The organism is Nostoc sp. KVJ20, from assembly GCF_001712795.1.
Lineage (GTDB): Bacteria > Cyanobacteriota > Cyanobacteriia > Cyanobacteriales > Nostocaceae > Nostoc.
In genome coordinates this window covers 1-12,842 of record NZ_KV757644.1, presented here as the reverse complement: position 1 = coordinate 12,842, position 12,842 = coordinate 1, and the positions used below count along the sequence as shown (strand labels likewise).

Annotated in this window: 20 protein-coding genes; 13 read left to right on the top strand and 7 right to left on the bottom strand. The window is 43.3% G+C overall.

The genetic code is table 11. From position 1 onward, the window contains the following. Window positions 1–41: 41 nt before the first annotated feature. From A4S05_RS42670 to A4S05_RS21720, 6 genes are all read right to left on the bottom strand, one after another. A complete protein-coding gene (locus A4S05_RS42670) occupies window positions 42–227 on the bottom strand; it encodes a hypothetical protein (protein ID WP_069071880.1) in 186 nt (61 codons plus the stop codon). A 35-nt stretch (window positions 228–262) separates the two neighbouring features. Then, a complete protein-coding gene (locus tag A4S05_RS41840) occupies window positions 263–421 on the bottom strand; it encodes a hypothetical protein (RefSeq protein ID WP_176727063.1) in 159 nt (52 codons plus the stop codon). A gap of 159 nt (window positions 422–580) precedes the next feature. Then, a complete protein-coding gene (locus tag A4S05_RS21735) occupies window positions 581–907 on the bottom strand; it encodes a Ycf66 family protein (protein WP_069071879.1) in 327 nt (108 codons plus the stop codon). A gap of 224 nt (window positions 908–1,131) precedes the next feature. Then, a complete protein-coding gene (locus A4S05_RS41835) occupies window positions 1,132–2,322 on the bottom strand; it encodes a hypothetical protein (protein ID WP_176727064.1) in 1,191 nt (396 codons plus the stop codon). A gap of 105 nt (window positions 2,323–2,427) precedes the next feature. Further along, a complete protein-coding gene (locus A4S05_RS21725) occupies window positions 2,428–4,026 on the bottom strand; it encodes a coiled-coil domain-containing protein (RefSeq protein WP_069071878.1) in 1,599 nt (532 codons plus the stop codon). Window positions 4,027–4,417: 391 nt separating this feature from the next. Next, window positions 4,418–4,651 carry a hypothetical protein gene (locus A4S05_RS21720; protein ID WP_069071877.1) on the bottom strand — a complete coding sequence of 78 codons (234 nt, stop codon included), beginning with the start codon at window positions 4,649–4,651 and terminating at the stop codon, window positions 4,418–4,420. Window positions 4,652–4,676: 25 nt separating this feature from the next. Here A4S05_RS21720 and A4S05_RS21715 point away from each other — a divergent pair, with 25 nt between their 5' ends. The 12 genes from A4S05_RS21715 to A4S05_RS43470 all read left to right on the top strand — a co-directional run bounded on the left by A4S05_RS21715 (window position 4,677) and on the right by A4S05_RS43470 (window position 11,697). Then, window positions 4,677–4,964: a hypothetical protein gene (locus A4S05_RS21715; protein WP_069071876.1), complete on the top strand. Its 288-nt coding sequence runs from the start codon at window positions 4,677–4,679 to the stop codon at window positions 4,962–4,964. A gap of 266 nt (window positions 4,965–5,230) precedes the next feature. Continuing rightward, window positions 5,231–5,797, top strand: coding sequence for a hypothetical protein (locus A4S05_RS21710; protein ID WP_069071875.1), 567 nt, complete (start codon window positions 5,231–5,233; stop codon window positions 5,795–5,797). 161 nt (window positions 5,798–5,958) lie between these two features. Continuing rightward, complete coding sequence (locus A4S05_RS43475; protein WP_069071874.1) at window positions 5,959–6,681, top strand: hypothetical protein; 723 nt, start codon at window positions 5,959–5,961, stop codon at window positions 6,679–6,681. A gap of 103 nt (window positions 6,682–6,784) precedes the next feature. Further along, entirely contained in the window at window positions 6,785–7,000 is a 216-nt protein-coding gene (locus tag A4S05_RS21700) for a hypothetical protein (RefSeq protein ID WP_069071873.1), read from the top strand. After that, on the top strand, window positions 6,997–7,242 hold the full coding sequence (locus A4S05_RS21695) for a hypothetical protein (RefSeq protein WP_069071872.1): 246 nt from the start codon (window positions 6,997–6,999) through the stop codon (window positions 7,240–7,242). Before A4S05_RS21700 ends, A4S05_RS21695 begins: the two co-directional genes overlap by 4 nt. A 170-nt stretch (window positions 7,243–7,412) precedes the next feature. Continuing rightward, a complete protein-coding gene (locus A4S05_RS21690; RefSeq protein WP_069071871.1) occupies window positions 7,413–8,171 on the top strand; it encodes a hypothetical protein in 759 nt (252 codons plus the stop codon). Window positions 8,172–8,237: 66 nt separating this feature from the next. Then, window positions 8,238–8,501: a hypothetical protein gene (locus tag A4S05_RS21685; RefSeq protein WP_069071870.1), complete on the top strand. Its 264-nt coding sequence runs from the start codon at window positions 8,238–8,240 to the stop codon at window positions 8,499–8,501. Then, window positions 8,498–8,809: a hypothetical protein gene (locus A4S05_RS21680; RefSeq protein ID WP_069071869.1), complete on the top strand. Its 312-nt coding sequence runs from the start codon at window positions 8,498–8,500 to the stop codon at window positions 8,807–8,809. The genes A4S05_RS21685 and A4S05_RS21680 overlap by 4 nt, the downstream gene beginning before the upstream one ends. Window positions 8,810–9,153: 344 nt before the next feature. Continuing rightward, entirely contained in the window at window positions 9,154–10,425 is a 1,272-nt protein-coding gene (gene iscB, locus A4S05_RS21675; protein ID WP_069071868.1) for an RNA-guided endonuclease IscB, read from the top strand. A gap of 201 nt (window positions 10,426–10,626) precedes the next feature. Continuing rightward, window positions 10,627–10,950, top strand: a complete 324-nt coding sequence (locus A4S05_RS21665) for a hypothetical protein (protein WP_069071867.1) — start codon at window positions 10,627–10,629, stop codon at window positions 10,948–10,950. 11 nt (window positions 10,951–10,961) lie between these two features. Continuing rightward, a complete protein-coding gene (locus A4S05_RS21660; protein WP_069071866.1) occupies window positions 10,962–11,201 on the top strand; it encodes a hypothetical protein in 240 nt (79 codons plus the stop codon). Continuing rightward, window positions 11,185–11,697, top strand: a complete 513-nt coding sequence (locus A4S05_RS43470) for a hypothetical protein (RefSeq protein ID WP_069071865.1) — start codon at window positions 11,185–11,187, stop codon at window positions 11,695–11,697. Before A4S05_RS21660 ends, A4S05_RS43470 begins: the two co-directional genes overlap by 17 nt. A 102-nt stretch (window positions 11,698–11,799) precedes the next feature. Here A4S05_RS43470 and A4S05_RS21650 read toward each other — a convergent pair whose 3' ends face one another. Further along, the gene (locus A4S05_RS21650; RefSeq protein ID WP_069071864.1) at window positions 11,800–12,015 is read right to left on the bottom strand and encodes a hypothetical protein; all 216 of its coding nucleotides are present in this window, start codon (window positions 12,013–12,015) and stop codon (window positions 11,800–11,802) included. Window positions 12,016–12,349: 334 nt separating this feature from the next. Between A4S05_RS21650 and A4S05_RS21645 the strand changes: the two genes are divergently transcribed. After that, window positions 12,350–12,592: a hypothetical protein gene (locus A4S05_RS21645; protein ID WP_069071863.1), complete on the top strand. Its 243-nt coding sequence runs from the start codon at window positions 12,350–12,352 to the stop codon at window positions 12,590–12,592. Window positions 12,593–12,842: the final 250 nt, after the last annotated feature.

Below are 12,842 nucleotides of genomic sequence, written 5' to 3'. Positions count from 1 at the left end.
TGCAGAACCTACCCCTGTTATAAGTAGGTAGACATGAAAAATTATAAGATAAAAGTAGAAGAGAACAGATGACTGAAAATGCCAGCAGCACTACGAATAAAACCTAGAGTGGTAAAACTTGCTAGAGTAGATTTTTCATGATTGAGATAGGCGTAAATAGGTAAACCAAAATTTTCAATAATAACGAATTTACTACGTTTAAGTTTTGCTCTAGCTAGCTTTGCCACTCTAGGTTTAGTTTGTAGACTGTTGTACAGATTTGCTACCCCTCCCAATCAATCAATACCCCATCTACAATCGCAATCCCCCACTGCGGAAACTTCGCCAGCAACTTCTTAATCACAATCTGCAAAGCCAGATTATTCTGCCAGTATTCTTGCAAGTACTCAAAGCCGGGATTTTCTTTTAAAATCCCTGCCATTTTAAGCTTTTCCATCTTTAAAGGACGGAATTTTAACCTTGTAGAGATCACCCTACTGAAATAGCTATTAATAAAATAAGCAAGTATATTTTCGCACTGAATATTAGCAATACTTCTTTAGTATCAGCCTATCTCGCCGAATCAATTGCAAATTTTTGCTTATCTGATTCGGAGAATAAAGTTAATTATAGTATCTTTAAAACTTAGATAAATAATCAATAAAAATAATAATAATTGTTGGAATTGGAGAATTGGATCTAAACGCCAGCCTTGTATCATTAAGATAATTCCAGAGATGAGCATTACCACTGGTGCTAATACCCCTTGAACAATATAAATTAGCAAAGCAGGGGTTGTAAGTGTATTTCTCCTCAAAACTAGCCAGCTTATTATTATAAATAGATAAATAATTGCTAAAACTATATAAAGATTTCCAAGCAGTGTAGCTGTATTTGTTCCAAAATTAACCTGAGCTAACTGAAGCATTATAAAAAGTTCCTAATTAATTACGAGCCACTATCTTAACTCTGCAATTAACAAGCTTGGTATAAATAAAACTGTTGCAGATACTATTTTTGTAAAGATTTCCGTTATTTTAGTGCTTGCCAAATGCTTCGCTAAAATTTAATCATAAAGAAATATTGGTAGACCAGCAGGTGTTGGGAGTGGGAGCGAGTTTTGAAGTACGTTAGTAGTTGAAATGGCGTTCACTACTCATTCCACTTCATCAACACCCCATCAACAACCGCAATCCCCCACTGCGGATACTTCGCCAGTAGTTTCTTGATCACAATTTGCAAAGCCGGGTCATCACTCCAGCATTCCTGCAAGAAGTCAAACCCCGGATTCTCCCCCGAATTCGCCGCTCGATTCAGTTTCTCCCTTCTTCCAGGTCGCATATTTGACCTCGCTACAATCGCCTCATGCGACCATTTTTCAGTGACAAGCGCGGCGGAACCTTCGCCTTCATGATCCGCTTTCACTTCAAGGACAGAGACTTGATTTTCTCCCGAAAAGGAAGCAGATTGACCCTGTTCTACTTGCCCCAGTGTTTGATTAGCGATCGCAGAATTTAAAGATTTTTCATTTTGTGCAACGGGCGCGGCGGAACAAGTACCTTCATGAAAGCCTTTCGCCTCAATACCACAATTCTGGTTTTCAGCTAACAACGAAGCAGATTGACTCGGTGCATCATCCACAAGCGCTAGCGTCGTGCAGTCCGTTACCGCAGGTAACTCTTCCTCCAACTCTTCCCCGCTTTGAACAAACTGAGGCGACGCGACCCCCAAGGGCGCGTGAGCCGTCTCCTCACAGTGCGAAATAACGGGTTGCGTGTCAGAGTTACACCTCACAAACTCTTTTGTAGAGTTTGTGAGGTGTTCCTGAGCAGTTCGTGAGGGTTTTTGGAACCCTTGCTCTAACTGACTTTGACCTGAAATAGATGCTTCATACAAAGCACGTATTTCTTCAGGGGCAGCATCTATCTCTGAATCCCCAGCATTTAGTTCTTGTTTTTCAGCATCTGGTTTTGGTGACGCAGAATTAGCTTTCTCCCAAAACTCCTTCATCCGACTGCCATGCAAATTTTTCACCATCCAGCTAGCTGTTTCCCTACCATCCTGAATCGACTTGTCGGGTTTGAAAATGAATAGCCCACTTTCAGAAAGAATTTTCTTCGCAGAGATAAAAGTACTATACCCTAAAGCAGAAGTTAGCGGCATCCACCGGGAACCATAAGGGTCAGCCGTCCAGCATTCTTGCCACAATTGCGTAACAGAGGGCTTTTGCTGCGAAGCCCACAGCATATCTTGTATGGGAATAATCACATGAAGCCGCTTATATGGTGACTGTGCTTTAGTAGCAGCCTTTTTGAGCTTGGGTTTTGTGATAGTTGCAGTCATTTTACAATCTCCTGTTTATGTTGATGCACGGAATTTTCCCTACAACGATTGCAGGGCTTGGTACTTGTATTTGGTTGTCTAAAAAGTTATCAGTACACTGAAAGCCTATTCAGGTTGCCAGAATCGCAATTCCTCTCGGAAATACCTGTCAGTCTTTTTCGATTGCTCCTTCCAGCAGTCCCATGCAACGATTACCTCATCTCCTAAATCCTCTACCACCTCACCCCTCTCGACATACAAAGTGCGATATGGGTCAGCATGGGCAACGATAGAGCCGAGTCCGATTGTGTCCGGTTGAGAGGATGCGTTCTGGAGTGCGGTAATTAGTTCTGTTTCTTGGGTGGTCAATTCCGCCCAGTAGTCCTGTTTAATCACCTCATATTCTTGCGCCACTGCCCAATAGTCCTGCCAAGTACACCCAAGCTGTGACAACACCCGTCGAATATCGCTAACCGCCTGGGGCAACATTTCTAGTTGTTCGGCACGGTAAGCGATCGCAGATGGTGTTGGCTCACTTCCCAGGATTATGGCCGCAGCTTCGAGTGCTTGGGTATTGTTCATAGCGCTAGCGAGATTCTTCAAAGCCATACCCATTAACCGCAAGCATTCCTGGGCATTTTCTTTGGGTGGTTCTTGTGCCAGCGATCGCAGATCAATGGTTTTCTCCAGAGCTTGTTTAACTTGCTTGTTCAACGCTTTAGTCGCCTGTTGCGTCATGGTATTTTCCCACTGCTGTTGAGGACGCTGTTGTACTGCGTGTTCTAGTTCCTGAATGCGCTGCTGGAGTTGTTGATTCTCAATCTCTAACTTTCTCAACCCCTCCATCTCGTCTAAACGCTGCTGCAATTGAATATTCTGCTCCTTCTGCTGCTTGTACAGGTTTTGCAGAGATTGAATTTGCTCTTGTACCTGGGCTTCGGCTGTGGCCGACACTTCTGCTTGCAAACCAATCCTCAATTCCTGGGAAAGTCGCTCTAACTCTTGTTTATGGCGTTCTTCGATAGCAGCGATCGCTTCCGTATATTCTGCGGGGTAAGTGCGCTCTCTGGGAAAGGGAACGCTGGAGGCATCTAAATCGGTGTTGTTGATCAACAACTTCTCGCCATCAGCAAAAGTAACAATCTGCTGCCAATGGTTTGGTGCCGAAGCCTCAATCACTCCCGAATCCCCATAACGAGGGTGTGATTGTTGTGAAACTGTGACTTTGGCAGATTCAGGAACCACTGGTTCTTGAATCTTAGGAACCATTGGTTCCTGAGTAGATTGCTTTTTGCGTGGAAGTTGAGGAACCACAATATTTGCAGCAGCCGCAAAGTCTGATTCACCAGGGGACGGGTTATCTTTGAGAGCGATCGCTACAGCTTGTTTTAGTTTCTCTGGTTCCTTGACTAGCCGCAGCAGTGGACGAGCTTGGCGCTCATTTTTGATGTGTCCGCCCAATTCACCAACTGCGTCTATGACCTTTTTGGCTCCTAGCAGTTGGTTGATTCGTCGGTATCCACCCCAGGCATATAATTCACGCTGGCAGTATTCTTCAAAGTTTTTATATCCAGCTTGCAGGTAAAGCTGCTGTTCTCTCATCTGGAGGATTTCATCTACCGCTTGCCACTCGAATCGGTCGATGGCAGTGAAGGTTTCCTGGATGCTGGTGTTGAGGTTGCTGTAATCGAGTGCTGAGGTTTTTTCTTTTTCTAGTGTCAGCATATCTCTTGCCCACTATGGTAAATGCTTGAAAATTTGGGTGTTGCAGTTTAACCAAAGTGAACCGGGTAGCTGTCAGATGGATTTTCCAAAAATGTGGCAGCATTATAGTTAGCTCACTTTGTGGTAAACGGATTGAGCAGGCGATCGCATTGCTGTGACGGGCGGCGATCGCTTTTGCTATGCAATTAAGGCCAATACTAGATTTACAGACTTTGAAATAATCTTAATCATCTTGGGTTATTCTGGTGCTTGTATTGGAATATTATAATACCAAACCAATACAAGCAAGACCTTTAAAAGTTAACCCGCCTACATTAACTGTCGGCGGGTCTTTCTTTAAGCAATTTCAGCAATTGTTCATGAGTTTGCCTGAGAGAACGATTTTCCTCTCTCAGGCGGCTGATTCCCCCATAATATCCCCCTCTTTTAAAGCCTGTTCTATGGCCTCTACACGTTTTTTGAGATCAACAACGTCAATACCTCCAGCAACTCCAAGATATCCATCAATCCAGTTTGTAAGAACTTCGGTAACGTTTTTGTTCTCGCTTTTGACCTTAGCAACAAAATCTGCTTTTTTGCTTGGATCAATTTCAATCGAAATAAAAGTCCTTTCTCTCTTCGCCATATAGTCGTATCAAGCCTCGTTAAGAATGCCTACCACAAAACTATCAAGCTGTGGCGGTATTGGCAACTGTATTGTTTTTGGTATTGACAAAGTATTGCCATTGGCAATACACTATATAAATATAAGGGCAAGGAAATGCAACCGCCTGCACCCGAACGCAAAAAGGGTTTGCAAATTACCAAACTTAACTAATTTCAATCAACCACAAAACCAAGTGCCACCGGGACTAGCAGCCGGAAGCCAAACTTGTAATGCTCAAGCCAACGAAGATGATCTCGATGACCTACCAAGTCTTAAAAAACTGGTTATTTAGTGCCATTCGTCTAGAAATCAAAGATTTTACAGCAAAGCTGAATTTAGTAGAGTGTCCTCTTCCAAACACAGCACTTCCTTACACCTCCCCTGATGCTGCTGTCTGCTGTCTTGATAATGCTCTTAGCAACTAACTTTGATGGCTACGCCAAATCTATTTGAGAGCGTTGTGCTAAACCACAACGTCGTTTGCACAAATAATAAAGGCGATCGCTGGGCCTGAGAAACTTCACGATCGCCTTTTCCCCTATCACGGAGATCGATATTATGACTTACGAAACACTAACACAGCAAGCAATTCCTAGTTTTTCTGTTGATGAGCAAGCCCTCGCCCAAGCAGAACTGTACACTCACCTCGAAACCCAAGCCGAAGTTGTAGCCCCAACCCAAGATCCTCTCACCAGCAGAGATCGCCGCATCATCGGCGAGATTATAGAGGTCGAACCCGAATCAGTGCGTACAATCTGGATTGAAGGCGGGATTACGGTATGGGTGCAGTTAATCGGTGGCGGACGGCTTCCCTTTGATCGCAACTGGTTCGCTACAAGAGTTGCAGAGGTCAAAGCGACACTTCCAGAAACACCACGGGAACGCAACGAACGCCTGAGCGATGAATTGGAAAAAGCCTGCACTGTTTTTGGTCTATATTGCGGTGAGATTGACTGGCTAAGTTTCAGCACCAAACTCTACCAAGACGGGCATTTTGTCGGCTTCGTCGGGTGCAATCAACAAGGCTGGTACACTCGACCAAGACAGTACGGGGTAAATCGTGTGGCTGCGAGTGCTGAACAAGTGATTGCGTTGCTGGGAGTCCGAGCGACAGTAGCGGCGTAAGTTGCTGAAGCGAGAAAGGCGATTGCACACCAAGCAACTGCAATCGCCACCTATATGCAATTACAAATAATCATTGCACATAACACAGCAAGTAACATCACACTTTCAGATCCGGGTTTCTATGACTGCCAAGAGAATTCTCCTACCTGCTACAGATGCGAATGCAGGGGTGTAAGAAATCCCTTGTACTGGAAGTGAGAAAAGCGATTGCTCCCCCAAGGAAATACAATCGCCTCCAAAATGTAATTTGCCCATCAACACCAATCATTGCACAAAGTACACCAAGCAACCTCTCACTCCAAGTAGGTGACTATCAAGAGGAAATTCTTATACCTGCTACAGATGCGAATGCAGAGGTCATGGAAATCCCTTGTACTGGAAGTGAGAAAAAGCGATTGCAGCCCAAGAGTAATGCAATCGCCTCTACAACGAAATTTATGACAATTCAAATCATGGCACAGAATATGATTACCACATTTTCTCTTCAAGAAGCCCAGTTAGATGAGCCAACAGAGAAAATTCTCCTACCTCCAAGCGACCCCAATGCAGAGATTATCGAAATCCCTGGTTACATACTCGTTTACGTCAATGGAGCTTGCCCCAGAACTTATCGAGTCTACACAGATGATTCCATGATTGGGGTGATATTTCAGCACATCACCCACTGGTCAAATGCTGTAGATAAGATTCGATACGCCGAGCCGGTTGATGCAGCAGTTGGATTAGACAACTTCATGAAGGTGGCAAGGGTATCAACAACGGCTACAGAGCAATCACCCACGGAAGAGGATTTGTTCGATAAAGAATTTGATGCACTGACGAGTGACGAGTGGGAACGGTTAAAGAGATACGTGCCAGAAACTAGAGATTTAGTTGCAGCGTGAGTAAGGAAACGGGTGGGCAGGATAGACCCACCTGTGTGGCAAGGAGCAAAACTAAATTATCAGTTTATCCAAATAGGAACACCACAACTCATTGAATAAACCAATGTCACCCATAGAAATCCTACAAGAGTTCAACTTCTGCTACCAAAAGATTCAGATGATTGCCCAAGATGAAAATTGGCTTTTGTTGATTGCAGACAAGAAGATTGATCCAGAGGCAGCAACTCACGTGGGCGATGTACTGCATTACTTGGCTGAGGTAATGGGGTACGTCGAAGAAGTAGTTGAAATTAAGTTTAATCAGGAATCAAAATTATGAAACTCTATGCAACCAGTATTCCTCAAGCTTTACCAACTTGGGCAACTGTTATATCGAATAATGCAGGTTTGATTGAAGTAGAAATCAATGATAAAGACCCCGACTTCCATTCAATCATTGAGGAATTATCTACTGAAATTGAACCAGGAGTTATCGGTGTAAAAGCTAGCGATTTATGTCTCGTCCTCAGCATTGAGATGGTTGATAATAGTGAAGAAAATCATTTAGAGAATGAGATTTAATTGCTCAAGCCGCAGGAATTAAAAACACTTCTAGAAGCAGAGATTAAAAAGCGGCTATATCAACTCGAAGTGCTGAAATACGAGTTAAAAACAATTCCTGAAATTGTCATAAATAGCTAAGTCGAACACTATCCAGTATCAACACAATTTTTAGCAACAACAACGCAATTATGGAAACCATCAAAATCAACAACAGCGTCTTCCTCATTCCACCCAGCCAACCGAAACTACAAGCGAATTGCGCTAAAGAATACGGGCAATTTCTTCTCGATTGTCCCCCAAAATTGACAATTCTAGAAGCACAAGCAGGAGGATATCTCAAAGGTAACAAAGCTGACTTTGCGATCGCAATCTCTCGCCCTGACCGTGCCTTGACCATCAACGAGAATTTTACTAATGAGCCATTTACTGAACTATGGGTGATTCCGGTAGCTGGCGGACTCAAAGACCAGTTCAAGGGGCCAGCTTCCATGCTGCTTTCTTTCCTGATCCATCGTCGTAGTAAAGACAATTTTGCTGGACTCTACAATCACTTCGCCCATCGTGCCTTCCAGCAGTGGTGCGAGGAAGGGATGCCGGGAGATCCCAAAGAGTTCTGCTTCGGTGCGATCGCTAGCGTACTCAAAAACTACATTTTCTGTGCCGAGTTTCAGAAAGTAGAAGGAACACTGGGAACGTACTGGTTTATTCAGTGGAGCTATCGCAATCCTCAATCTGATTTTGAGCATGATGCGTTAGAAGCAGCAGAAATGATTCGCTCTGGTGCTGAATCTGGGGCAACAATTCACTGGGTAACAAACGATACTTACGAGCGATGGGCTAGTAACGCTGTCACTGCACCAGCATTACCCACGGTTTCGCAAACTGAAGCGAGGGCATCTCTGCAAGGACAGAATCAGACAGCAATGCCGCAAGGTAACAAGCGGTAATCAGACACGAAAAAGGCGATTCATCTTTGAGTCGCCACTACATGAACTAGCGGTTCAAATAAGTCAATGAAAATCGGTACTGTTTCAATTAATTATTCGAGAAAGTTCAACTTGGGCAATTATGAATCAATCGAATTAGGTTGTTCTCTATGGGCGCAGGTTGAAGATGAAGAAGATGCTTCAGGTGTAGTTCAATTTCTCTATCATCAAGCAAAAGCAGCAGTCAAAGAGGCTGCAATGCCTGTGATTAAAGCTAACGAATTCCAGATTAGTAAAGCTAAATCCCAAAAGAAGGTGACAACTGATTTCGGTGACATGGAGGATTTATGAAACAGCTAACAGGTTTTATTCCTATTGCAGCGTTACCACCATCTACTGCGGCTTCTGCTAAAAAACAACTGCTGGAAACAATTGAATGGCTCCACAAAGAAGGCGCTGCTACTGAAACCAATCTCAAACTACTAACTGCAATTGTTGAGTCTATTCTTTGGTCTGAAGAATCATATACCCGATTTTTACAGTGTGGGTTTGATGCAGCAATTGAGTTATTTGATATCAGTTCTCAGAACTGGGAATTTCAAGAATCAATGTCATCACCTTATAATCCCAGGAATTGGGATGAGTACAAGCAGCTATAACAAACACGGGCTTTGTTGCCAACAACCCAGCAGATTTAGTTCAGTTCCATTAGCTTTCTAGCTTTCTAAACATCCCAATTTTTTTTCAATTGCTTGCAATACCTCCGTCGTTGTCAGCACCCCGCACTGAAGTGACGGGGCTTCATGCCTCAACTTCAGTTAGCTGACCAGCCTTAGTTTCACTAACTACGTTTTTAAGGTTATGACACCGACGAATACTTTCCAGTTTGTCGCTCTGTCGTCAGTCGTTAAACAGCTTTACGAGGGGTAAGGCAGTGCGGCTGGCCTCACAAGCCTTGAAAACATTGGCGAGGAACACGTTACCCGTTTTACGGAGATTTCCAATGTCTAACTTTGTCTTTGTTCTTGATACCGACAGACGACCGCTAAACCTAACTCATCCGGGTGCAGCGCGTCATCTGCTCAATACTGGAAAAGCTGCGGTATTTCGTCGTTATCCGTTTACCATCATCCTGAAAGAAGCCTGTCCCGACGTGCCTGTACAAGATTTAGAACTCAAACTAGATCCAGGTTCAAAGGTTACGGGCATCGCAATTAAGCAAGGCAACAAAGTCATCTTTGGAGCCGAACTGCAACATCGGGGACAACAAATTAAGAATGCGCTGCTATCTCGTCGCCAATTGCGACAAAGTAGACGGAATCGCAAAACTCGCTATCGGCAGGCGAGGTTTCTCAATCGCACCCGTCCTGATGGCTGGCTGGCTCCTTCTCTTCAGCATCGGGTCGATACCATTCTCACCTGGGTTAACCGACTCCGTAAGCTTGCACCAATTAGCAGTATTACTCAAGAGTTGGTGCGGTTTGACCCGCAACTGATGCAGAATCCTGAGATTTCAGGCGTTCAATATCAGCAGGGAGAGTTCCAAGGATACGAAGTCAGAGAGTACCTCCTGGAAAAATGGAATCGGAGATGTGCTTATTGCTCAATCGAGAACGTCCCTTTTGAAATTGAACACATTCAACCTAAATCAAGGGGCGGTTCTGATCGAGTTTCTAACCTTACGATTGCTTGCCATGCCTGCAATCAAAGCAAAGGGAATCAAGAGATACGAGATTTTCTTTTCTGCAAACCTGATTTACTCAATCGTATTCTCAAGCAGGCAAAATCCCCACTCAAAGACGCTGCCGCCGTTAATTCAACCCGTTGGGCATTGTTTCACGCGTTGAAAGAAACAGGCTTGCTAGTCACAACTGGGACAGGCGGACAAACCAAGTTCAATCGCACTCGATTATATCTGCCTAAATCTCATTGGCTAGATGCGGCTTGTGTCGGTCAAGTCGAATCGCTTGAAGTGTTGACCTCAAATCCGTTGCTGATTACGGCAAAAGGACACGGAACGCGGCAGATGTGCGGCACTGACAAGTTTGGATTTCCCAATAGACATCGCACTAACCAGAAAAGCTGGTTTGGCTTTCAGACAGGCGACTTAGTAAGCGCTGTTGTTGCGTCAGGTAAATTTGCAGGGCGATGGGTAGGGCGAATCAGTGTTCGTTCTCGACCGAGTTTTAAGCTAGCGTCCAGCAAGATTTTCGATGTTCATCCAAGATATCTACAGGTGATTCACCGTGCTGATGGTTATAGCTATACAGCTTAGGCGACTAAAGTCGCTGTTCGTTTTTCCTCCTTGCTCTAAAAAGACAAAGCTCCCAAACTTATCAGGAGTTTTATGTGGTGGTAGCACTCGATTGTGTCATATCAACTTCAGTCTTAGTGTGATTCAAATGTTGGTCAATCAAAGAAAAGTAAAGATTAGCAATACTGGTGCGGGATTTTTTGTTGAATTGGAGGATGTTAAATGAAAACACAGAAAGCGGCTTATCAATCATCTTTACCTTCAAATAGCCGTAATAAATTAGTTCTACGCCGGACTCGAAAAAGATTCAATCCCAGAATTTTTCTCGACCGCATCATAGAAACAACTGCAATTGTATCCCTACTTTTTACCGGATTTGCGGGAGTAGGGGCGATAGGGTGCTGGGGAATGGAGATTGCTACAAGTTCTCAATATTGGCAGCATCAGAAAAAGACTTGCTTGGGGATGATGTTAGTTAGTTTTTCAGGCTTCTTGGGCAGTGCTTTGATTGGAGCGAGTTTCAGCATTCAACGAGATAAATTTTAGTAGGAACAACGATGGAAATTAAATTAACTACACAAGAAATCCGAGCCATCTTACAAGGATGTCAATATACGTTGCGGCTTGTGGGGAGTAGTCAAGATTATCGTAAAATTCAATCGTCAGAGCATTTTTCTACCTCAAACGATGTGGTGCTACATGATGCGTTCAATATTTTGGGAGATGTAGTCAACGCAATCGAGCAGGTAGAGCAATTTTCTCAACAAGGAGAATCCAGTCATGGAACAGGAAATTAAAAATGCAATTGGTTTGGGCAATCCTGAACTCGTAATAGAGTCATTTCCAAAACTTGAACCAGAACCAACTGTAACGATTTACGACTTCTCTTCTTTGTTATCTAAGCACGAACCACCAAAAAACAACGATAACAGATGTTCATTCCCACGGCTGCTTGGTGATAAATGCGTCGATTGTGAAAACCATCAAGAAAATCATGTTTTACATAGGAGCAATAACATGACATTCACTCTGGATAATCGCTCTCAAAACAAAGAATCTTCTTTAACAAAAGCATTGCGACAGATACAGGAGTTAAACTCCAAGATTCAGGAATTAGAGGAGCAGCATCAAGATTATGTGCAAAAGCAACAAAATCTGATTCCAGCCATCGCCGAAATTTGTATTTCTCCGATACAGGAAGTACAGGGGCTGCGGATTCTGATTTATCGGGGAGAAGCAGCTTGTCGGCAATACTTGCGTTCGGTGTTGGTGAAGCAAAGTAAGGCTTCTTGAAGAAGAAGAGGCAGGGAAGTAGGAGGAGGTTCGGTAGCAGGAAGAGAAGAAGAATTACTCTCAGATAATTCTCTTTTCTCCCTTGCTACCGAAGCTCCCTCATCACTCGCTTAGACTTTCTGCTTCAGGAATCAAACCCAATTGATGACGGGCAAGAGTTCCCTGAACGTGAAGCGCAAATCCTTTTTCCCAAAACAGTCGATGCATTTCTGACTCATTCCATCCTTCCATTGCTTGAACTCGTTTTGCTGCTTCATACAACGGCTCTGGAATAGAAACTGCGGTCTGAACCATTTTTGGTGTAGTTTTCTTAGGCATTTTCTGATCGTAAGGAGATTTATATATAACTTTACCCCTATAGTTACCTTTTTTTTACAAGAAACTTCCAAAACAAATATACTATCTAAAGGGATATAGATAGCATATTTATGCTACTCTAGAATCGCTTGACCAAAACTAAGGGTGTAGGATGCTATTGCACCTTGTATTCTAGTTTCTTTCTCTCCTGCAAGAACTGCACAAAAGCCTCTTCGTTTAGGGATTAGGACAATCTAGTTTGATTCCGAAAAGAGAAAGAAAAAACTGGAAAGTGTGATTGTACCAGTAGCTATTACCTAACCGTAGAAATAGCCTAGAGAAGGATTTTACGATTATGATTCAGCCGCCACTAACATTTGAAGAGTTAGACCCGTTAATTTTTTGTCAGGCTTGGGGGCTGACGTATGAAGAGGCTTCAAAGTATCTAAAGATTGGAGCCAGAACATTAGCAGCGTATGCTTGCCAAGGGAAAGTAACACGTCGCAACCCATCAGCCAGAGTAAGAGCTTTAGCGGCCATTCAGCATAACTTATGGATTCGAGAAGGGAAACAACCTCAAGATTCAAAAATCTTGTGAGAATCGCTTTATTAATCAACAAAGTTGTCAACTCTGTTCATTGCCTGTTACATACAGGTTTTTTAGTATGTATTTAACAAGTGCAACACTGTTGCGGTTTATCTCAAATAAAAAGCGATAAGTTCACTTTTTAGAGTCAACGGATTGCTTGAAGTAGAAATTTATCTATCTGAAATTATGCTACCAAACATGACAACATCTCAGATTCAACTTATTAGTATAGTTGCAGGAATTATGGCGTTTACCAGTC